The sequence below is a fragment of the Bordetella avium genome, from assembly GCF_034424645.1.
GTDB classification, from domain to species: Bacteria; Pseudomonadota; Gammaproteobacteria; order Burkholderiales; family Burkholderiaceae_B; genus Bordetella; species Bordetella avium.
In genome coordinates this window covers 3301772-3321385 of sequence record NZ_CP139969.1, presented here as the reverse complement: position 1 = coordinate 3321385, position 19614 = coordinate 3301772, and the positions used below count along the sequence as shown (strand labels likewise).

18 protein-coding genes and 1 tRNA gene are annotated in these 19614 nt (G+C 60.7%); 2 read left to right on the top strand and 17 right to left on the bottom strand.

Annotated elements, in window-relative coordinates; genetic code table 11:
* Nucleotides 1–32: 32 nt before the first annotated feature.
* The 11 genes from U0029_RS15315 to U0029_RS15265 form a co-directional block, all read right to left on the bottom strand.
* Complete coding sequence (locus tag U0029_RS15315) at nt 33–1031, bottom strand: DUF4238 domain-containing protein (RefSeq protein ID WP_114851670.1); 999 nt, start codon at nt 1029–1031, stop codon at nt 33–35.
* Nucleotides 1032–1034: 3 nt separating this feature from the next.
* The gene (locus U0029_RS15310) at nt 1035–2078 is read right to left on the bottom strand and encodes a DUF4238 domain-containing protein (RefSeq protein WP_114851671.1); all 1044 of its coding nucleotides are present in this window, start codon (nt 2076–2078) and stop codon (nt 1035–1037) included.
* Complete coding sequence (locus U0029_RS15305; protein ID WP_114851672.1) at nt 2065–3042, bottom strand: reverse transcriptase family protein; 978 nt, start codon at nt 3040–3042, stop codon at nt 2065–2067. The genes U0029_RS15310 and U0029_RS15305 overlap by 14 nt, the downstream gene beginning before the upstream one ends.
* Complete coding sequence (locus tag U0029_RS15300) at nt 3014–3316, bottom strand: helix-turn-helix domain-containing protein (RefSeq protein WP_114851673.1); 303 nt, start codon at nt 3314–3316, stop codon at nt 3014–3016. The genes U0029_RS15305 and U0029_RS15300 overlap by 29 nt, the downstream gene beginning before the upstream one ends.
* A gap of 36 nt (nt 3317–3352) precedes the next feature.
* A complete protein-coding gene (locus U0029_RS15295; protein WP_114851674.1) occupies nt 3353–3610 on the bottom strand; it encodes a hypothetical protein in 258 nt (85 codons plus the stop codon).
* Nucleotides 3611–4514: 904 nt separating this feature from the next.
* The gene (locus tag U0029_RS15290) at nt 4515–5411 is read right to left on the bottom strand and encodes a type II toxin-antitoxin system HipA family toxin (RefSeq protein WP_162790325.1); all 897 of its coding nucleotides are present in this window, start codon (nt 5409–5411) and stop codon (nt 4515–4517) included.
* Between the two features lie 1527 nt (nt 5412–6938).
* Complete coding sequence (locus tag U0029_RS15285) at nt 6939–8225, bottom strand: tyrosine-type recombinase/integrase (RefSeq protein WP_162790326.1); 1287 nt, start codon at nt 8223–8225, stop codon at nt 6939–6941.
* A 191-nt stretch (nt 8226–8416) separates the two neighbouring features.
* Nucleotides 8417–8501 (bottom strand) — tRNA-Leu (locus tag U0029_RS15280).
* A 91-nt stretch (nt 8502–8592) separates the two neighbouring features.
* Nucleotides 8593–9156, bottom strand: coding sequence for an ankyrin repeat domain-containing protein (locus U0029_RS15275; protein ID WP_114851679.1), 564 nt, complete (start codon nt 9154–9156; stop codon nt 8593–8595).
* Nucleotides 9157–9215: 59 nt separating this feature from the next.
* Complete coding sequence (locus tag U0029_RS15270; RefSeq protein ID WP_049794194.1) at nt 9216–10712, bottom strand: catalase; 1497 nt, start codon at nt 10710–10712, stop codon at nt 9216–9218.
* A gap of 218 nt (nt 10713–10930) precedes the next feature.
* The gene (locus U0029_RS15265; RefSeq protein ID WP_114851680.1) at nt 10931–12334 is read right to left on the bottom strand and encodes a nucleobase:cation symporter-2 family protein; all 1404 of its coding nucleotides are present in this window, start codon (nt 12332–12334) and stop codon (nt 10931–10933) included.
* A 180-nt stretch (nt 12335–12514) separates the two neighbouring features.
* Between U0029_RS15265 and htpG the strand changes: the two genes are divergently transcribed.
* The gene (gene htpG, locus U0029_RS15260; protein WP_114851681.1) at nt 12515–14407 is read left to right on the top strand and encodes a molecular chaperone HtpG; all 1893 of its coding nucleotides are present in this window, start codon (nt 12515–12517) and stop codon (nt 14405–14407) included.
* Nucleotides 14408–14478: 71 nt separating this feature from the next.
* Here htpG and U0029_RS15255 read toward each other — a convergent pair whose 3' ends face one another.
* The 4 genes from U0029_RS15255 to U0029_RS15240 all read right to left on the bottom strand — a co-directional run bounded on the left by U0029_RS15255 (nt 14479) and on the right by U0029_RS15240 (nt 16841).
* Nucleotides 14479–15099, bottom strand: coding sequence for a glutathione S-transferase family protein (locus tag U0029_RS15255; protein ID WP_114851682.1), 621 nt, complete (start codon nt 15097–15099; stop codon nt 14479–14481).
* Between the two features lie 15 nt (nt 15100–15114).
* Nucleotides 15115–15696, bottom strand: coding sequence for a 1,6-anhydro-N-acetylmuramyl-L-alanine amidase AmpD (ampD, locus tag U0029_RS15250; protein WP_039051427.1), 582 nt, complete (start codon nt 15694–15696; stop codon nt 15115–15117).
* A 66-nt stretch (nt 15697–15762) separates the two neighbouring features.
* Nucleotides 15763–15993: a PP0621 family protein gene (locus tag U0029_RS15245; RefSeq protein ID WP_147400152.1), complete on the bottom strand. Its 231-nt coding sequence runs from the start codon at nt 15991–15993 to the stop codon at nt 15763–15765.
* 5 nt (nt 15994–15998) lie between these two features.
* Entirely contained in the window at nt 15999–16841 is an 843-nt protein-coding gene (locus U0029_RS15240; RefSeq protein WP_012416148.1) for a cytochrome C assembly family protein, read from the bottom strand.
* A 117-nt stretch (nt 16842–16958) separates the two neighbouring features.
* Between U0029_RS15240 and ffh the strand changes: the two genes are divergently transcribed.
* A complete protein-coding gene (ffh, locus tag U0029_RS15235) occupies nt 16959–18371 on the top strand; it encodes a signal recognition particle protein (protein ID WP_114851683.1) in 1413 nt (470 codons plus the stop codon).
* 81 nt (nt 18372–18452) lie between these two features.
* On the opposite strand, the gene thiS is transcribed toward ffh, so the two are convergent.
* Entirely contained in the window at nt 18453–18653 is a 201-nt protein-coding gene (gene thiS, locus U0029_RS15230) for a sulfur carrier protein ThiS (RefSeq protein WP_012416150.1), read from the bottom strand.
* Between the two features lie 7 nt (nt 18654–18660).
* Nucleotides 18661–19602, bottom strand: a complete 942-nt coding sequence (gene pip, locus U0029_RS15225) for a prolyl aminopeptidase (RefSeq protein ID WP_012416151.1) — start codon at nt 19600–19602, stop codon at nt 18661–18663.
* Between the last annotated feature and the right edge of the window lie 12 nt (nt 19603–19614).

Genomic DNA, 19614 nt, shown 5'->3' with positions numbered 1-19614 from the left:
TCCTTATATTGCTTGGGCGCTTATGGGGGAAACTATGAGGACGCTCTTGGGCTCGCTTGAGGCTCATCGCGCCATTTGGGCTTGGGCCGTCGGGGCCCGAACACCTGCCGATGCAATACGGCTCCGTCGATGGATGGCGCCAATACAGCCTGATGCACGGGTGATACCGCGGCAAATTGTTTAATCAGATATTCTTGGCCCGCACCTTGTGAGATCACGGCGTTGTACCCAAACCTGCATGTTTGAGCGTTGATGTGCTCCACCCACGTGTCGTGAGGGGCGTCACAGTGCACGAGCCCTTTAGCTGCAAAGGGCTCTCGGTACTGAGTGCCTCCAAGGAGAAGGACGGTCGGGCTAATAGGAAACTGGAGAGTAATTGGCCCATCAGGACTCAGCGCGTATGGAAGCTGGCTTTCGAAGGGCAGGGATGGGTCAAACCATGCAACGGGGTTGTCGCTTGTCAAGAACGGACGTGACGTCGCGTTGTGGATCGCCACTAGCCCGATCTTGTCATAGATCGGGCCCATACTTTGAATGATCGTCACCATGGCATGGATGCTTTGGTGCGGATCAATCGCTATCTCAACTAGGTCAGGGAGATTTTCAAGCCCCGTCGGTGGGGGAGGAAGGGCTCCCGCAGCTAGCATGGCCTTCATCGTAGCCTTGACAGTCGAAGCGAGCGCTGCTTCGACTGCATCTCGGCTCGCTGGGACTCGGGCACGCTGCAACGCCATGAATTGAAAAATGGCTTCCAAGCTATTGTTGACGTTCTCCCTTCGATGAAGTTTAGCGACAATCTGAGGCCAGTCGCTTTCTATTTCAGAGAAGAAGTCCTCCAAGGTATTGTTGTCCACACCGCCGTCTGGTGTCGGCTGAGAGTAGTAATACCCCTGGAATTGGGTCGCGTCCGGTGTAACCCGTAGGGGCTCGTCGGGCTTGTCCTTCCGATAGACCAGCAGCCGTCCTGCACTGTCGCAGAACGCTTTGAGGTAGGCTTTAGGAACGTAATGGTGTCTTTTCTTCTGCATCATTTGCTATTTCGAAAAATCCATCTCAGCCTCACTCTGCTCCCGATGCCAGTTTTTCCAAGTAGCCTGTTCTTGCTGGTAGTCGGCCAAACTCACTCTTCTGGGGAGGATGCGAGGAACATCGCTCTCCTCTTTGTCGAAAACGTAGCGGTGGGCATGTTCAATAATGATCCTTCTAATCCGCTGCGCAGTGACTACATCGAGTATGGCACCTCTCGGCCAACTTCTTCGACCTACGAAGTGGTGCAGCAGATGTTTGGGACTGAGCGGCATGAAAACATCGCACTTGGGAACTCCCCAGCCTCCGCCGTAGGTGTAGCTATCAGCACTCATGTATCTGAGCTTGACGACAGGGTGGTCGGTCGTCGGCCACGAGATGCCGTCGGGTGCATGAATGATGGTCCAACGGCTGTCTGGGACCTTCTTGATCGTTTCGGTCAGGAGATGTCGCAGGCTCCATAGCCAGAGGCTTCTTCCAACGACCATTTCGGTTCGGATGGTTCCATCCCCCTCCCCATTCGGATTCCTCTCGGTGGTCACCTTGAATGGAAAGGCACCCGAAGTAGTTGGTTGTGGCGTTGGAGGTCTGGCACCGGTCCTGGCCATTTCTTCAAGGACTCTGACGGAGTTCTCAAGGGTCTCGTTTATGAGAGATGGTAGGGTTTCTTGTTGCCGGCTCAAGAAATTCACCAAACTTGCCGGAGTGCGTACATCCTGCGCAACTGTGAAGCGGATCAGGGCTTTCCAATGTTCGGCCGTCATCCGCTCATTATTGACTGCCCGTCGTATGGCTTCTGTAGCAGGGTTTTCAAACTCCTGGGCAAGCCATCGTTCGAACTCGTCTGTTTCTTCTTGGCCAATCAGGTACGTGTACAGATGCTGATGGGAGGCTATGCCTCGTAGCGAGTGCTTCTTCCACAGTGGGATGTTTGCGCGCGGGACGAGAAGCCGGTAGGTCTGGATCCTGCCCTCTGTAGCCCACTGCTTTAGGTAAAGCTGCGGCACGTAGTGATTGTTTTTGCGGAATTCGGGCATTTCAGCCTTCATCATTCAATTGCCGGACTGTCCAGGAGTCTAATTCTTGATCGAGCTCACCCTTCATCTTGGCGCCGAGCTGCGGGTGAAAGCGGACTACTTTCCCGACCTTTCCGCGTGCACTGTTGATGGCTTGAGCGTCGACTAGGGCGCCAGACGCAAGAGCGAGTTTCGCCTGGTGCAATTGAGCTCGGATTTGGCGGCGTTCAGCCTTGGGCAGCGCAGGGTGCTCATTGATAACCAAGTTGTTGACAGTCATGGGGACGTTGCGCTTCATCACCTTAAGCTTGGAACGCTTGACGGTGAATCCGTTGCGCTGGATGAAGCCGATCGCTGTGCATGTGGTGCGGGTGATTTCGTCTTTTTCGACGGGTGCTTTCTTCGAGAGCGTGATGTCGTCCGTTAGTCTGGAATAGTGCCAGCCTCGCGTTTGAAGAGTTCGCACAAGCTCGTGCTCGTTTTCCCATAGCACCAGGTTAGCCAAGTAGCTGCTAGTCGGTGCGCCTTGGGGAAGGAAGCTATCCTTCGTGGTCAACCGGGTAAGCAACTCAGCTACTTGCCAGGGGAAATGGCATACCCCAAGCCATGCAGACAGGACCTGATCCGGAGTGATGCTGGGGAAAAAATCTTGAATGTCGATCGCGATGGTGACGGCGGCGCCCGAATGGATGTTCGCGTTTCGTGCGTAATCTCTGGGATATGCCCGATCTCGGATGCTTCCTTGCAGGTACAACGGAAATAAGATTCGACCAAAAATTCGCAGGTTGATCTGCTTCTGAGCCTTCTTCAGTTGAGGGTGTGCATCCCATGTCATGCGCAAAGACCCATCCTTCTTGCGCTGGGGGTTCTCACGATACATCTTGCTGGCGTTGGCAGCCAGTTGATGTAGTTGTGGAGAAGTCAGTCCGAGCACCTCTGCCAGGGCATCAGAACTGGCGATCTCGTCGCCCTTATATAAGGGTCTGTTCGGACGACTCATGCAGCAGCTGTAGCGCAGCAAAGGACAGTTTCTCTTGCAGTTCGACCGGCAGACCTGATAGCTCAGTCTTGTCCGCCGCTAGAAAAAACAAGATTCCAGACGGGATGCCCAAGGCTTCCGAAATTCTCTGGATGGTAGTGAGCGTTGGGTCCTTTCGCTTGTTCTGTTCAAGCAGCGAAAGGTATGAGACGGAAATCTCCGCTTTTTCAGCGAGAGCCGCTTGATTGAACCCACGCTGCTTTCTACAGAGCGTGATGGCGCGACCAAGGTTCATGTTTTTTCCTAAATATGGAAATGGTGGTTTGCTGCATCAATCCGAGTGGAAGAATCGATCAATCAATGCGCTGAGGTTCGTTACGACCGACAGGCCTTTAGCCATTAGTTCCAATGCCTTTTGGCAGGTTTCGTAAGAAACTCGGGGCTTGTTTGCCGCTGCTTCCTGGCAATCCTCCAATGCAGCGATGATTGCCGTTAACTCACTATTGACGCTGGTGTTTAGCTCATGGTGCTTTTCCTGATGAAACGCGCGAAGCGCTTCGATGCAGGCTTTCAACTGGTCTGACTTCATTTCGGATCTCTCCAAGTCCGGGCAAAATTGCCCAGCTTCCACAAGCAATGGCCGAACGGAGAAGAGCTAACACCACAAACCACATCCCAACCAACAGCTTCCCATACTTTGTGACGCGTGCTTCGCATGTAGCCTGCGGTGCAGATACGGCATAGACCGGTATCTGGACAACGATGAGTACAGCCAAGACAGAGTCGCAAGGTGTGCAGCTTTCCTGCTACGTACGACTCGGGCCGGGTGGGGCGAGGGGACGGGCAGGCAGCGAGGGGGAGACTTCAATCAAACGAGTGCATCACCTCAAGAGCGATGCAGTCCTACCACGCCATGCTTGTGCAACGATGAAATCGACCGTTTAAAGAGCGCCGGGGCGAAACGCCCCTCCAAGCGACATGCTACAGAGATGCAGACAGAAGTCAATATTTTTTCACTGTCAGTAAATTTTTCGATGCATATATTTTGTTACGATCTGCATTTTTCCGTTGTGGTTGCCGGGTTTTTTGTTAAATAACTCTGGCTTCGACCAAAGTCACCCCTCCGTTGATTTGCAAAGCTTGGAGGCCGCTTGCCCGCGACTGACCCTTAGTGCGGCTGAGCTGGCGCTCGGCGATATGTGGGCGCAGCCGATCGACCATAGCTCCAGCATTCTTACAAGCCTTTTAACGGTGGGGAGGGCGCGGCTGTCATAACAGAACTTCTCCACTTCCCGACTGACGCCGATGATCGCTGCGCCCAGCCGCTCATACCAGTCTTGTTTCTCCAGGGAGGAAACCCCGCAAAGGCGCGCTAGCGCGTCGAGATCGGCTTGACTTGGCCAGCGCCGCGTGCCTCGTAATGTGAGCGCCATGCCATCCAGTGCGTCGCCATTATTGGCGCGTGGCGCGTAGGCTCCCATGGTTAGCACGTCTTAGGCGGGAGATAGCCGCGGGCTTGAACCGGGCGAATAGAGCACGCCAAAGTTTTTGAGATGCGCGTCTCCGTTGCGAATCGCAGATGCCAGGATGTATTGGCCAAACAGGTCCGCGCAGCTTCGAGCCGCCGCTTCGGGAGCTACGGTGCTGCGGATAATACGTATCACCCGTTCAATGGAACTCGCATATTTATCGCGGGCAGGCCGCCCCAGCAGCGAACATGCGTCCTCAAACTGAAGTGCCGTACCGTCTTCGGCGACATCGAAGCGCTTGACGTACAGATGCTCCCCATCGGGGGATAGTACGGTAGTCGCGGTCGGAAGCCCCATGCGCCTAGAGACTTCCATGCCAAAGAACTCAAGCACGGTTAGCTCGGGGTGATCGGCATCATTGGTTTTGACGATCCAGAGGGGTTCCGACGAGGACGAATCTTGACTTGGTGCAGAGCTGAGGTACTTAGGGAAGCCACCAGAGATGCCGGGCAGGTTCCCGATGGCGACTCTATCCAAATCGGCCAAGCAAGACGCTTCGAAGTCGGCGCCCGCATACATCAGTTCAAGAGGGCGAGCTCTGGGGAGCTCGCCGTGAGGAACTAGGCGGAGATTGCCGATTCGCTTCTGGCCGCTGGCCAACAGCGTGTCCAGCTCGGATGCGTGCATGCCTTCGTTGTCCAGACGCTTTTCGAGCAATCGTTCCAGAAATCCTTCTGGATAAGAAACTTGGAATATCGGGAACAGCGTTCTGCTCTTCCATTCTCGCTGGGTTATGGGCATGCCGATAGCGAGCGCATGCTTGGCGGGCACCGAGGGCGCATAAGTGAACGTGAAATGGTCCTGGTCATCGCGATCAAGAACCCCTAGCAGGACGTCCCGGAAGAAGACATCAATCTGCATGGTTGTTGCCTCCAGCATAGGATTGGACAGGCCGTGACGGGTAGCGGATAGCGTACGCGTTGGCAAGGCTGAGCAGTCATAGTTTTGTTTTCGCCGCATAGCTCAAATGCCACAAAGGACGTCCGACTCGCTCGGCGACGTGGATGAAACGCAAATCGCATCAAGATCCTCGCAGAATACGCCACCGCCATTCCAGCCAATTCCACAGCGAACCTACCATATTTGGTGTCTCGGGTTCCTTAGCGTGGAGGCGTAGTCAGTCGCAGGCTAATCGATGATTTCCAGGGGGCAACATCGCCAATTCCGCTGCGAACCTACAACCTGATGTGCCAGCGATCGCAGTCTAGAGGTGCTGTTAGCCACTTCCAAACGGTGCAAGCCAGAGATTCTCTAGTCAACGCCGCAGCAGACCCACCACTTTTGGTGTAGCGGGTTCCGTGGTCCGGAGGCGTAGTCAGTCGCATGCCAATCGATGATTTTCAGAGGCAACATCGCCAATTCCGCAGCGAACCTATGACCTGCTATGCCAGCGGCCGCAGTCCAGACGGGCTGCCAGCCACTTCAAAACGGTGCCTGCCGGCCAGAGGCTCTCGCGCTAACGCCGCAGCAAACCCACCACTTTGCGGGTAGTCAAGCCGCGAAATATCTTCATGAATGAGAAGACGGCGTCGCAGATTTGCCACTGATGCACTGTTACACACATTGGGCCTGCCGCTCTATGGGCGAGGTGGTAGGTTTGCTGCGGAGTTGGAAATTGCCCTGATTTCTCCCTTTGAAAAGAGTCGATCAGAGCCTTGTGTTTGTATAGGCTATACAGACAGGCCATCACAAACACGGCCTTCTCAGCGCGTCTATTAGAAGCCTTTCCTTGTTCAATCGAGCCTTGCTGGACCTTGGGGAGAGCTCCGCAGCACCCTAGTGCTTTTCTGAGGCTTAGCGCCTTTGAGCGCTCCCTTCCTTTGCGTCGATTGAACCGATTTCCTGCCGAAAAAGCCCTAACCATGAACGAACACTCTAATCGACTAGATACGTTGAAACAGCAATTCCCTCGTGTGCTTCAGAACGCCAATCTTCCGTGGGGGCTGGAATGCGGTCCCGGCTGGGATGGGTTGCTCGCGGACCTACTCTTCCGTATCGACACTATTCTGAGCGAGTATCCCGCTTGCACGGCGAAAGTCGTGCAGATCAAGGAAAAGTTCGGTGCCTTGCGGTTCTATTGCCAAGTTGATGGCGAGGACGATGCTAGGCGAGACGCAGCGGCCGAGGCTATTTCGCGGGTGATCCGCCACGCCGAACACGTCAGCGTTGAAACGTGCGAGAACTGCGGGCAGCCAAGCTCGATACAGGAAGCCGGGCTTCTAACAACAGTCTGTCCTAAGTGCACAAGTCGGTGAAAGCTTGGTCACCAAGACCCCTGACTAGTGAGCTCCGAGGGGAACTTCAGGCCCAGAGTACGGAAGCCTTAATGTTGAATAGATCCCGTTCAGATGTAGCCAGGGCCTAGGAGTGGCCCCGGCGATACGGTCATCAGGCCGCCAGACGAACTGCGGGTGTCGTCTTCCCGTCGCGCAGACCATCAAGGTAGTCTGCCCAAGCCTGCACCATCGCTAATCTCTGCGTCAGGAACTGAGTGCGGTCATAACTTGTGCCCAGCTCTTCTCGCGTCTTGTGAGCAAGGTGCCGTTCCACGACATCCCTGTTCCATTCCAGTCGCTCGACTAGCAGTGTGCGCGCCATAGCTCTGAAGCCGTGGCCCGTAATCTCTGTACGTGTGTCATAACCCAGCGCTCTGAGAGCCGAGTTAACTGTGTTTTCCGAGATGGTCCGAGTTGCATCGCTGCGTCTGGCTGCCGGCTTGAACACGAAGCCGGACGGCCCTGTGACCTGATGCAGGTTACGCAGGATCTCGAGGGCCTGCTTCGAAAGCGGGACCAAATGCGTTGGTGTTTGTTCGTGTTCCTTGTCCACGCGGCGCAGCTTCATGATCTCAGCTGGACACGTCCAAACGCCCGTCTCGAAATCGATCTGATCCCAGCTCATCCTGCGCACTTGGCCGGGGCGCTGGAAAACAAGCGGCATGATCTCCAACAGAGATTTCGTGATGAAGTTCCCCCGATACTCTTTGAGGTCGCGTAGCAACTGCCCAACGGCTTCGGGCTTCAGAATCGTAGCGAAGTTCGTTGTGCGATAAACCGGCAGGTCCATCTGGGTCACTGCCATAAAGTTTGCCGCCGGCACGATCATTTCGTTGCGTACGGCGAAGGCATACATCCGTTTGAGGTGTGTGCGCAGCTCTCCTGCCGTCTCGCGCGTTTCCACGGCCACAGACATTAGCAGGCCGTGGACCTCTGGAGGGGATACCAGGTGCAAAGGCCGTGCGCCCAACTTCGGGAGCAGGTGGAGTTCGATCATTCGCAGAACCTTGCGCTCGTAATTTGCCGACCACTTTCCCAGCACCGCGGCTTCTTTATGCCAGGCGCGTGCCACGGTCTCCATAGTGTCAAAAGCGCGGCGTTTGGCAACCGTGACCTGCTCGATGCGGTGGATCTTCGGGTCGACCTTGGCGGACAGCAGCTGTCGCTGCTCTCCGGCACGCTCTCTCGCTAGAGTAAGTGGCACGTCCGTTAGCCGCCCGAGGCTGAGCTTGCCCTTGCGGCCTCCTGGAGCCGTAAAGCGGAATAGCCAATCCCGGCTGACTGTGCCGTCGGATCGTAGCCGCAGCCGTAGGTAAAGACCGCCGCCGTCGCTCAAAAGGGTTTCTTGTTTGCCAGACGGGATCAAGGCCGCCAGGCATTGCTTGGCCGTAAGCTTCATATGCTCTCCAGAAATGGGTGTACCCACGGGGAATTCGGAGAGCATTTTGGGTACACGCCAGGGAACCCAGAAAAGCGGGCTTCGGTGTACCCCAGCGGGAATCTATGGGACTCGCTGGGAATTTTGTCTAGCGCTAACTCGCTGATGTAAAAGCGAATTTGTTGGCTATGGGCCTTGCTGGGAAGGCCAGATGGTGCCCGGGGCCGGAATCGAACCGGCACGCCTTGCGGCGGGGGATTTTGAGTCCCCTGCGTCTACCAATTTCACCACCCGGGCGGGAGGATGCGCTGACCTGGCAGGCAGGAAAGGCTGGAAGCTAGTCCGCAATTATACGTGATCTTTGCGTTTTGGGGGAGGGTGGCCGGGTTTATTGCCCCAGGGGGCCTTTGATTTCGCCTCGGGCGAGGGTGTCGGGGGTATTGCCTTGCTTGTCTTGGGCCTGCATGTTGGCGCCGCGTTCGCGCAGGGTCTGGAGCAGGGCGTGGCGTTGGAAGAGGGCGGCGTACATGGCGGCGGTCTGGCCTGCGTGGTTGGTCTGGTCGATGGGGCAGGCGGTGTCGAGCAGGAGGCGGGCGGCGCTGTCGTGGCCTTGGAAGAGGGCGCCCATGAGGGCGGTGTTGCCGCGAGCGTCGGGCAGGCAGGGGTCGGCGCCTTGCTTGAGCAGAAAGCGCAGGGCGTCGGTCTGGCCGTGGTAGGCCGCGAGGATGAGGGGGCTGCGGCCCTGGGCGTCGCGGGCGTTCCAGTTGGTGGCGGCCTGGGCGAAGGCGGCGAGCGCGGTCATATCGCCTTCGCGGGCAGCCTGGCGCAGCCGGGCCTGGAGTTCGGCTTGGAGAGCGGCGGGAGCCTCGGGCGGGGCGGCGTGCAGCAGCGGCGCGCTGCTTAGCGTTAGGCAGGCGCAGAGGAGGGGGATGCGCAGTGGTCGGGTGAGCATGGCGGGCTTCTCTTGTTGGGGGGCGCCCGCCGTTTGGCGCGGCGGGCGGTGGGCCGGGCTCAGTCGGCGAGCTGGCTGGCCAGGTGGCGGACTTTGTTCATGTCTGCCTTGGCCACGCGGGCCAGGCCTTGTCCATATTCGGGGTCGGCCTTGTAGAAGTAGGAAATCATGATGTGTTTGGTGTCGTCTTGGGTGCGGGCCAGCTCGCTGCCCAGGCTCTGGATGAGGTCGGCGCGTTCTTTGGCGCTGTAGCTGCGGTAGAGCTCGCCAGCCTGTTTGAAGTTTTGCTGGCGCTGGATGGGGCGCTGTTGAACGGTGCCGCTCAAGGGGGTGGGGGTGGCGCGTGCTGCGGCGGATTCGAGGGCGGGCGAGACACGGCTGGGTTGGTAGTTGACGCTGCCTTGGGTGTGGCCGGCGTTCAGGGCGCCGTCCTGGTTGCGGGTGAGGACGGCGTTGTGCGGGCGGTTGATGGGCAGGGACAGGGCCGTGGCGCCCAGGCGGTACATCTGGGTGTCGGCGTAGGCGAAGAGCCTGCCTTGCAGCAGGCGGTCTTCGGAGGGCGCGATGCCAGGGATGAGGTTGCTGGGCGCCATGGCGACCTGTTCGGTTTCCTGGAAGACATTCTCGGGGTTGCGGTTGAGCACCATTTCACCGATTTTGCGGCTGGGCACGTCGGGCCAGATCTTGGTGGCGTCGAGCGGGTCGAAGTCGAAGCTGGCGAGTTGTTCGGGTTTGAGGACCTGGATGTAGAGATCCCATTTGGGGTAGTCGCCGCGGTCGATGGCCTCAACCAGGTCGCGCGTCATGTGGCTATAGTCTTTGCCTTGCATGGCCTGGACTTCGCCGGGATCGAGGTTTTTCCTGCCTTGGCGGGTACGCCAGTTGAATTTGACGTAGTGCGTCTGGCCGGCCGCGTTGACGAATTTGTAGGCGTGCACGCTGTTGCCGTCCATATGGCGGTAGCTGGCGGGGGTGCCTTCGTTGGCGTAGAGCTGGGTGAGGGTGCGGGTGGCTTCGGGGAAAAAGGAGAAGAAGTCGAAGCGGCGGCGATCGTCGTCCAGGTTGGTGCGCGGGTCGGTCTTGAAGGCGTGGACCATGTCGGGGAATTTGATCGCGTCGCGGATGAAGAAGGTGGGGAAGTTGTTGCCCACCAGATCCCAATTGCCCTGGGTGGTGTAGAACTTGACGGCAAAGCCGCGCGGGTCGCGCAGGGTTTCCGGCGAGTGCACGCCATGGACGACCGAGGAAAAGCGTACAAAGACCGGGGTTTTGATGTCTTTGCGAAAGAGTTCGGCCTGGGTCAGGTCGGAGAGGTCTTCGTGGGCGATGAACTCGCCGTAGGCGCCCGTGCCGCGTGCGTGTACGACGCGCTCGGGAATGCGCTCGCGATCAAAGCGTTGCAGTTTTTGCAGCAACTGCACGTCTTGCAGTAGCACGGGGCCGTTGGGGCCGGCGGTCTGGGAGTTCTGGTTGTCGCCGACGGGGGCGCCGTTGTCCAGGGTGAGGGTGGGCTCTTGCGCCAGGGCGGGCAGACAGAGGGTGGCGCTGATGGCCATGCCCAGAGAGATGGCAGTCTTGTGCACGAGAAGCTCCTTGTTGAGGGAGCCTCACCATAGCGGCTGATGATGCTGGGTTGGATTGATTTCTTGTGCGGCCGGGATAGCGGATGGCTATATTGCCGCGCGGGCCCTGCGGGCCGGGCCGCCTCAAGGGCAGTCCGGCCGGATCGATGAATCAGACAGCCTGAAGGACCCGCCCTAGTGGGCGGGGCGGTTCAGGCGGCTTTGGCCTGGGCGGGGCTTTCCGGGAGGAACCAGTTCATCAGCAGGGCGCAGATGCCGCCCGTGGCGACGCCGGATTCGAGGATGCTCTTGAGGGCGTGGGGCATGTGAGCCAGGAATTCGGGCACTTGCGACACCCCCAGGCCGAGGGCCAGGGAGACGGCGATGATGAGCAGGGCGCGGCGGTCCAGGCGCACGCCAGCGAGGATGTTGATGCCCGAGGCCGCAACGGCGCCGAACATGACCATGGCGGCGCCGCCCAGCACGGGTTCGGGCACGGCCTGGAGCAGGCCGGCGACGGCGGGGAAGAGGCCGAGCACGACGAGCATGCCCGCGATCCAGATGCCGACGCGGCGGCTGGCGATGCCGGTGAGCTGGATGACGCCGTTGTTTTGGGCGAAGACCGAGCTGGGGAAGGTGTTGAATACCCCTGCCAGCAGGGAGTTGGCGCCGTTGACGAGCACGCCACCCTTGATGCGCTGCATCCAGAGCGGGCCGTGGACGGGCTGGCGCGAGACCTGGCTGGTGGCGGTGATGTCGCCGATGGCTTCGAGCGAGGTGACCAGGTAGATGATCAGCATGGGCACGAAGAGGGGCCAGGAGAAGGACAGGCCGAAGTGCAGGGGCAGGGGCACTTGAAACAGGGCGGCGTCGCGGGCGCTGGAGAGGTCGAGGCGGCCGAGGGAGGCGGCGGCGATGTAGCCGACGATCAGGGCGATGACGAGGGCGGCGCTGCGCACCCAGACGATGGGCAGGCGGTTGAGCACGATGATGGTGCCGAGCACGAGGCCGGAGAGCAGCAGGTTTTCGCTGTTGGCGAAGGTGCCGTTCTGCATGGCGGAGAAGCCGCCGCCCATGCTGATCAGGCCGACTTTGATGAGGGTCAGGCCGATCAGGAGCACGACAATGCCAGTGACCAGCGGGGTGATGAGGCGTTTGACGAAGGGCAGGATGCGGGAGATACCCATTTCGACGAAGGAGCCGGCAATGACGACGCCGAAGATGGCGGCCATGACGGCCTCGACGGGGGTGCCTTGCGCGACCATCATGCTGCCGCCGGCGATGAGCGGGCCGACGAAGTTGAAGCTGGTGCCTTGCACGATGAGCAGTCCGGCGCCGAAGGGGCCGAAACGGCGGCATTGCACGTAGGTGGCGATGCCGGAGATGACCAGCGACATCGAGACAATGAGGGTGGTGTCGCGGCTGGAGACGCCAAGCGCCTGGCAGATCAGCAGTCCGGGGGTGACGATGGGAACGAGGATGGCCAGTAGGTGTTGCAGGGCGGCGATGAAGGCGACCGGGGTGGCGGGGCGGTCATCGGGGCCATAAATGAGGTCGGGCGTGACTTGGCCGTGGGCCGGGGGGGTGTGGGTTTGGGTTTGAGGAGCGGAGCTCATGGTGGAAAAAAGAGCGGGTTGGTCGGGCGGAGCGGGATTTTACCGGCTTCCGGGCGGGGCGCTGGCCGTGGGCCCGCCGCGGCAGGCGTTAGACTCTTGAATTAGGGGCTTCAGACCCCATGTCGGGAAGGCTGGGCAGGTTCTCTGCCATTCTTTTTTCTTAATCTGACGATCACATCCATGACTCAAAATGCCACGTCCGAAACCCTGGGGTTCCAGGCTGAGGTCAAGCAGTTGCTGCACCTGATGATCCATTCCTTGTATAGCAACAAGGAAATTTTCTTGCGCGAGCTGGTCTCGAACGCATCGGATGCCTGCGACAAGCTGCGCTTTGAAGCCATCGATCAGCCTGAGCTGCTGGCGGGCGATAGCGAGCTGGCGATCCGCGTGAGCTATGACAAGGCGGCGCGCACGATCACGATCGCCGATAACGGCATCGGCCTGTCGCGCGAAGAGGCCATCGCCAATCTGGGCACGATCGCCCGCTCGGGCACGCGCGAGTTTTTCTCGCAATTGACGGGCGACAAGCAAAAAGACGCCCAGTTGATCGGTCAGTTCGGCGTGGGCTTTTATTCGTCGTTCATCGTGGCGGACCGGGTCAGCGTGCTGAGCCGCCGCGCCGGTTCCGATGAGGCGATCCGCTGGGAATCCGACGGCCAGGGCGAGTTCTCGATTGCATCGGCCGAGAAGGCCACGCGGGGCACGGATGTCGTGCTGCATCTGCGCGCCGACGAGGATGAGTTTCTGAATGGCTGGAAGCTGCGCGAGGTGCTGCGCCGCTATTCCGACCATATTTCGCTGCCCATTCTGATGCGCAAGGAAGAGTGGGACGCCGACAAGGGCGAGCAGGTCACGCGGGATGAGTGGGAGACGGTCAATCAGGCCAATGCGCTCTGGACCCGCTCCAAGAGCGAGATCTCCGATGAGCAGTACCGCGAGTTCTACAAGACGGTGTCGCACGGCTTTGATGAGCCGCTGGCCTGGACGCATAACCGCGTGGAAGGCCGCAGTGAGTATACGCAGCTGCTCTATGTGCCGCGTCAGGCGCCCTTTGATCTGTGGGACCGCGATGCCCGCCGCGGCGTGAAGCTGTATGTGAAGCGGGTGTTCATCATGGATGACGCCGAGCAGCTGCTGCCGGCCTATTTGCGCTTTGTGCGTGGGGTGATCGATTCGGCGGATCTGCCGCTGAATGTGTCGCGCGAAATCTTGCAGGAAAGCCGGGATGTCCGCGCGATCCGCGAGGGCTCGGCCAAGCGCATTTTGTCGCTGCTGGAAGACCTGGCCGAGAACCGCAAGGACGATTACGCGGTGTTCTGGGGCGAGTTTGGCCAGGTGCTGAAGGAAGGCGTGGGCGAAGATCCGTCTAACCAGGAGCGCATTGCCAAACTGCTGCGTTTTGCATCGACCCATGCGGGAGATGCGTCGCAGACGACGTCGCTGCAAGATTATCTGGGCCGTTTGAAAGAAGGCCAGGACAAGATCTATTACGTGACGGCCGACAGCTATTCGGCGGCCAGCAACAGCCCGCATCTGGAGATTTTCCGCAAGAAGGGCATCGAGGTGCTGCTCTTGTGGGACCGCGTGGACGAGTGGATGCTGTCGCATCTGCGCGAATTCGAGGGCAAGTCGCTGGTGTCGGTGGCCAAGGGCGGTCTGGATCTGGCCGATCTGGCGGACGAGGAAGAAAAGAAAAAGCAGACCGAGGTGGCCGAGTCTTTCAAGCCGCTGATCGAGCGCTTGCAAACGGCGCTGGGAGAGCAGGTCAAAGAGGTGCGTGTCACCCTGCGCCTGGTGGACTCGCCTGCCTGCGTGGTGGTGGGCCAGAATGATTTGAGCCCGCATTTGCTGCGCATGCTCAAGGCGGCCGGGCAGGAAGCGCCCGAGGTCAAGCCGGTGCTGGAGATCAACCCGGAGCACGCCCTGATCGCCCGTATCCGCGACGTTGCCGATGCGGATTTCGGCGCCTGGGCGCAGTTGTTGCTGGATCAGGCGCTGCTGGCCGAAGGCGCGCAGATCGCCGATCCGGCGGCCTTTGTGAAGCGCCTGAATGCGCTGCTGCTGAAGGTATGACAGCCTGAGGCTGCATGACAAAGCGGACCCTGATCGGGTCCGCTTTGTTTTTGGGCGCTGTCCTTTGCCGATCAGGCTAGGGGCAGGGTCAGCACGCCCTGAACGGCCGGGCGCATCATGAGACGCCGGTACCAGGCGGCCATATTGGGCGTGTCGGGCCTTTCGATGGGCAGGGCGAGCCAGCGGTGGGCGGCGCAGCCCAGCACCACGTCTCCCATCGTGAACTGCGGGCCGGTAATGAATTCGCGGCCTTGCAGCGCTTTTTCGAGGATTAGCGCGCTGGCGTTGGACTTGGCGATCGAGGCCGCGATGGCGGCCTTGTCACGTTGGTCTTCTGGCGTGCGGATCAGGCCCAGAAAGGCAGGCCCCTGCGCCGTTTGCCAATCGGTGGTTTGCCAATCCATCCAGCGGTCGGCGTCGCCGCGCACGCAAGGATCAACAGGCCACAGCGAACCGGCGCCGTAGCGTGAGGCCAGATAGCGCACGATGGCGTTGGATTCCCACAGGATGAAGCCGCTGTCGTCGATGACCGGCACGCGGCGGTTGGGGTTCATGCTGAGGTATTCCGGGGTGTCCAGGCCCCCGAACTTGCCGCCGACCTCGGTCAGCGTATGCGGCAGCGCCAATTCGCGCACGGCCCAGACCACCTTCTGCACATTGACGGAACTCAGCCGTCCCCAGATCTTCAGCATTGCATGTCCTCGGTGTTAGCGCGGCGGCAGTTCGCGCCGCAGAAAGCCGGCGCCGCGCGCAAAGCGCGGCCAGTCGAAAGCGGGGCCCGGATCGGTTTTGCGGCCGGGCGCGATGTCTTCGTGTCCCCAGGCGGCCCGGATGGGCAGGCGCGCGCGCAGGCGGCGGGCCAGTTTGCTCAGGGTGGTGTACTGCGCGTCGGTATAGGGCAGGCGGTCGGTGCCCTCCAGTTCGACGCCTACGGAAAAATCATTGCAGCGCTCGCGTCCGGCAAAGCGTGACACGCCGGCATGCCAGGCGCGATCGTGGATGGAGGCGAACTGGACGATGTTGCCATCGCGGCGCACAAAAAAGTGCGCCGACACCCGCAAACCCTTGAGCCGCGCAAACCAGGGATGCGCATTCAGATCTAGCCGGTTCAGGAAAAGGTCGGCCACATAGGGGCCGCCGAATTCTCCGGGGGGCAGGGTGATGTTGTGCAATACCAGGAGCGACACCTGCGCGCCCGGGGGGCGGGCGTCGACATTGGGCGAGGGCAGGAGGGTGACGGTGGGCGCGGGGTGCAGCCAGCCGTGGCGATCCAGTTGCGGCAAGGACATAGCGAAAAGAAGAGTTTCCAAGCCAGGCATTATGCCGCTTGGACCGCGCGCTTGCCTAACGGGCCGCTATTTGGACTGGCCCAGGCGGGCGTGCTCCTGGCTGCACCAGGACTGGCCATGGGCCTGCACGGCCTCGGAGCGGGGCAGGTGCAGGCCGCAATGGGCACAGCTCACCATGGGTTCGACGGCCTTGGCGGTCGGAGGCTGCCGCGTCGTGCCGGGCTTGCGGGCGTTGATCATGCGCCAGACCGTCAGGATGGTCAGGATGGCGAAGAACCAGAAGATTATTTTGCCCATCTGGATCAACTCCGATGCAGGATCATTTCCAGCACGAACCGGCTGCCGGTGTAGGCCAGGATCAAAAAGCAAAAGCCCACGATGGTCCAGCGCAGCGCAACCCGGCCGCGCCAACCCCAGGCCTGGCGGCCGACCAGCAGGCCGCCGAATGTCAGCCAGGACAGCAGGGTGAAGATGGTTTTGTGATCAAAGGGCAGAATCCGCCCGGTAAGCAGAATGGAGGCGACCGAGCCGGTGCCGACAGCGAGGGTCAGCACGATAAAGCCGATCAGAATGATGCGGAACAATAGTTGTTCCTGCACCAGCAGGGGCGGCTGGGCGTCCAGCACGCGGCCGATGATGCTGCGTCCGTCGGGCGCGTCCAGCGGCCGGTGCAGATGGCGGTCCAGCAGGGCCATCAGCATGGCGTGCAGCGCGGCTATGGTGATCAGACCATAGGCCGCCAGCGCGATCAGCAGGTGGATGCGCAGCCAGGGATTGCCCTCATGAGGAACCTGGATGCCCTGCGGGAACAGGGCCGCCAGCAGGGTGGCCAGGGAGGCGAGGGGCAAAAGCAGTAGCTGCACGCCGTCGATGCGGATGAAGAGGCTCTCCAGCCAGTACATGACCAGGCCCAGCCAAACGGCCGCCGACAGGGCCAGGGCCCAGCCGATAAAGATATGATGCGCCCCTAGCATCGCCTCGCGCAGGGCGTAGCCATGCACGATCAGCGCGCCGAGCAGGCACAGCCGGGCAATTTTGCCGGTATGCTCGACGCTGCCGGCCCGCTGTAGGCGCCGCCACATCGAGGCGCCGAGCACGGCATAGACCAAGGCGGCCACGGCGTGAAATACAATGCCTGATGACATAAAAACCGTTGTCTGGATGGAACCGGGGGAATGCCACCCGCTGACATCGCCCCAATCGACGGCCTCGCGGCCTGGGCGGTCCCGTTCAATCAACTAGTTTAAGCGGAAACGCCTCTCATGCTCGATAACCTTACCCAACGATTGTCGCGCGTCGTCAAGACGCTGCGCGGCGAAGCCCGCCTGACTGAGGCCAACACCCAGGAGATGCTGCGCGAAGTGCGCATGGCCTTGCTGGAGGCGGACGTGGCGCTGCCCGTGGTGCGCGATTTCGTTGCCCGCGTCAAAGAGAAGGCCCTGGGCGAGGAAGTGGCTTCCAGCCTCACGCCGGGCCAGACCCTGGTCGGCCTGGTCCATAAAGAGCTGACCTCTCTGATGGGCGGAGACCTCGGCCCGGGCAGCGGCGAACTGTCGCTGGCCGTTCAGCCGCCGGCCGTCATCCTCATGGCCGGCCTGCAGGGGGCGGGTAAAACCACCACCACCGGCAAGCTGGCGCGCTGGCTGTCGGAAGGCGAGCACATCCAAAACGGCCGCAAGAGCGGCAAGAAAAAGGTCTTGGTGGTGTCGGCAGACGTTTATCGTCCGGCCGCCATCGAACAGCTCAAGACGGTGGCGGCCCAGGTCGGCGTCGATTTTCTGCCTTCGGACCCCAGCCAGAAGCCGGAGGATATCGCCCGCAATGCGGTCGAACACGCCCGCCGCCATCACTATGACGTCCTGATCGTCGATACGGCCGGCCGCCTGGGCATCGACGAGGCCATGATGCGCGAAATCGCCGCGCTGCATGCGTTGGTCAAACCGGTGGAAACGCTGTTTGTCGTCGATGCCATGCAGGGTCAGGACGCGGTCAATACGGCGCGCGCCTTTGCCGAGGCCTTGCCCCTGACCGGCGTGGTCCTGACCAAGCTGGACGGCGATGCGCGCGGCGGTGCGGCCCTGTCGGTGCGCTATATCACCGGCAAGCCCCTGAAATTCGTGGGGGTGTCCGAAAAACTGGACGGCTTGCAGCCTTTTCACCCCGAGCGCATGGCGCAGCGCGTGCTGGGCATGGGCGACATCGTTTCGCTGGTCGAACAAGCCCAGAAGAACATCGATATCGCCGAGGCCGAGAAGCTGGCCAAGAAGATCAAGTCGGGCGACAAGTTCGACCTGAACGACTTCCGCGAGCAATTGGGGCAGGTCAAAAAGCTGGGCGACATGAGTTCCTTGCTGGAAAAACTGCCCTCGCAGTTTCAGCAGGCGGCCGGCCAGCTACAGGGCGGGCAGGCGGAAAAGCAATTGCGCCGCACGGAGGGCATCCTGAACTCCATGACGCCGGCAGAGCGCTCCAAGCCGGAACTCATCAAGGCCGCGCGCAAGCGGCGCATTGCTGCGGGCGCGGGCGTGCCGGTGCAAGAAGTCAACAAGCTGCTGAATCAGTTCGAGCAGATGCAGGGCATGATGAAGCAGATGAAAAAGGGTGGCATGGCCAAGATGATGCGCGCTATGGGCGGCATCAAGGGCCTGGGCCGCTTTGGCGGTTTCGGTCGCTGAACGGGCCGGCTTGCTTCGCCTGATGGATAAAGGGGCCGCCGGCCCCTTTATCGTTTTTGCGAAGGGTTTGAGGAGTGGTGTTCAGCCGCCGCCGACCGCGACGACGATTTCGATCTGGTCGCCATCGGCAAGCGGCGTGGCGCTGTGGCGGCTTTTGGGCACGATTTCGCCGTTGCGCTCAACGGCGACGCGTTTGCCCGCATAGCCCAGCTCTTCCAGCAGCCCCATGACGGTAAGCGAGGCCGGCAGCGCGCGCGGCTGGCCGTTCAAGGTAATCTGCATATCAGTCCTAGTAGCTGGCATAACGGTTCGTGGCCTCGATCAGGCGGGCCAGGGTGCCGGGTTCGTCGAAGGCATGGCCCGAGTCGGGAACCAGGTGGAAGTCGGCCTGCGGCCAGGCGCGATGCAATTCCCAGGCGGTTCGAGCCGGGGTGCATGCGTCGTAACGGCCTTGCACGATGGTGCCTGGAATGCCGTGTAATTTGTGCGCGTCGCGCAGCAATTGGCCTTCTTCCATAAAGCCTGCATGCACAAAATAATGGTTTTCAATGCGTGCGAAGGCGAGGGCTGCGCGGTCGGCCGCGTGGCTTTGCTGGTGGCGCGGGCTGGGCAGCAGCGTGACCGTGCGGTCTTCCCATTGGCTCCAGGCCTTGGCGGCGCGTAGCTGTTCGGCCGGGTCGGCGCCGGTCAGGCGCTTGCGGTAGGCCGCGATCATGTCGCCGCGCTCGGTTTGGGGTATCGGCGCCAGGTAATCTTCCCAATAGTCCGGGAATAGCCAGGACGCGCCTTCCTGGTAGAACCATTGCAGCTCGGCCCGGCGCAGGCTGAAGATGCCGCGCACGACCAGTTCGCTTACCCGTTCGGGGTGGGTTTCGGCGTAGGCCAGCGCCAGCGTCGAGCCCCAGGAGCCGCCAAACACCAGCCAGCTTTGCACGCCCATCACCTCCTGGCGCAGCCGCTCGATATCGGCCACCAGATCCCAGGTGGTGTTGTTGTCCAGGCTGGCATGCGGCGTGGAGCGCCCGCAGCCGCGCTGATCGAACAGCAGCACGTGGTAGCGCGAAGGGTCGAACAGTTGCCGGTGCACGGGCGAGCAGCCGCTGCCCGGCCCGCCATGCAGGAAGACGGCGGGTTTGCCTTTCGGGTTGCCGCAAAGCTCCCAATACACCTGATGGCCGTCGCCGGTGTCCATCATGCCGTGACGGTAGGGTTCGATAGCGGGGTAGAGCATGGGGCGGATTCC

What these genes read in the sequence shown, in the direction of transcription:
- U0029_RS15315 (WP_114851670.1), bottom strand. Translation starts at nt 1,031, where the DNA reads ATGATGCAGAAGAAAAGACACCATTACGTTCCTAAAGCCTACCTCAAA.
- U0029_RS15310 (WP_114851671.1), bottom strand. Translation starts at nt 2,078, where the DNA reads ATGATGAAGGCTGAAATGCCCGAATTCCGCAAAAACAATCACTACGTG.
- U0029_RS15305 (WP_114851672.1), bottom strand. Translation starts at nt 3,042, where the DNA reads ATGAGTCGTCCGAACAGACCCTTATATAAGGGCGACGAGATCGCCAGT.
- U0029_RS15300 (WP_114851673.1), bottom strand. Translation starts at nt 3,316, where the DNA reads ATGAACCTTGGTCGCGCCATCACGCTCTGTAGAAAGCAGCGTGGGTTC.
- U0029_RS15295 (WP_114851674.1), bottom strand. Translation starts at nt 3,610, where the DNA reads ATGAAGTCAGACCAGTTGAAAGCCTGCATCGAAGCGCTTCGCGCGTTT.
- U0029_RS15290 (WP_162790325.1), bottom strand. Translation starts at nt 5,411, where the DNA reads ATGCAGATTGATGTCTTCTTCCGGGACGTCCTGCTAGGGGTTCTTGAT.
- U0029_RS15285 (WP_162790326.1), bottom strand. Translation starts at nt 8,225, where the DNA reads ATGAAGCTTACGGCCAAGCAATGCCTGGCGGCCTTGATCCCGTCTGGC.
- U0029_RS15275 (WP_114851679.1), bottom strand. Translation starts at nt 9,156, where the DNA reads ATGCTCACCCGACCACTGCGCATCCCCCTCCTCTGCGCCTGCCTAACG.
- U0029_RS15270 (WP_049794194.1), bottom strand. Translation starts at nt 10,712, where the DNA reads ATGGCCATCAGCGCCACCCTCTGTCTGCCCGCCCTGGCGCAAGAGCCC.
- U0029_RS15265 (WP_114851680.1), bottom strand. Translation starts at nt 12,334, where the DNA reads ATGAGCTCCGCTCCTCAAACCCAAACCCACACCCCCCCGGCCCACGGC.
- htpG (WP_114851681.1), top strand. Translation starts at nt 12,515, where the DNA reads ATGACTCAAAATGCCACGTCCGAAACCCTGGGGTTCCAGGCTGAGGTC.
- U0029_RS15255 (WP_114851682.1), bottom strand. Translation starts at nt 15,099, where the DNA reads ATGCTGAAGATCTGGGGACGGCTGAGTTCCGTCAATGTGCAGAAGGTG.
- ampD (WP_039051427.1), bottom strand. Translation starts at nt 15,696, where the DNA reads ATGTCCTTGCCGCAACTGGATCGCCACGGCTGGCTGCACCCCGCGCCC.
- U0029_RS15245 (WP_147400152.1), bottom strand. Translation starts at nt 15,993, where the DNA reads ATGGGCAAAATAATCTTCTGGTTCTTCGCCATCCTGACCATCCTGACG.
- U0029_RS15240 (WP_012416148.1), bottom strand. Translation starts at nt 16,841, where the DNA reads ATGTCATCAGGCATTGTATTTCACGCCGTGGCCGCCTTGGTCTATGCC.
- ffh (WP_114851683.1), top strand. Translation starts at nt 16,959, where the DNA reads ATGCTCGATAACCTTACCCAACGATTGTCGCGCGTCGTCAAGACGCTG.
- thiS (WP_012416150.1), bottom strand. Translation starts at nt 18,653, where the DNA reads ATGCAGATTACCTTGAACGGCCAGCCGCGCGCGCTGCCGGCCTCGCTT.
- pip (WP_012416151.1), bottom strand. Translation starts at nt 19,602, where the DNA reads ATGCTCTACCCCGCTATCGAACCCTACCGTCACGGCATGATGGACACC.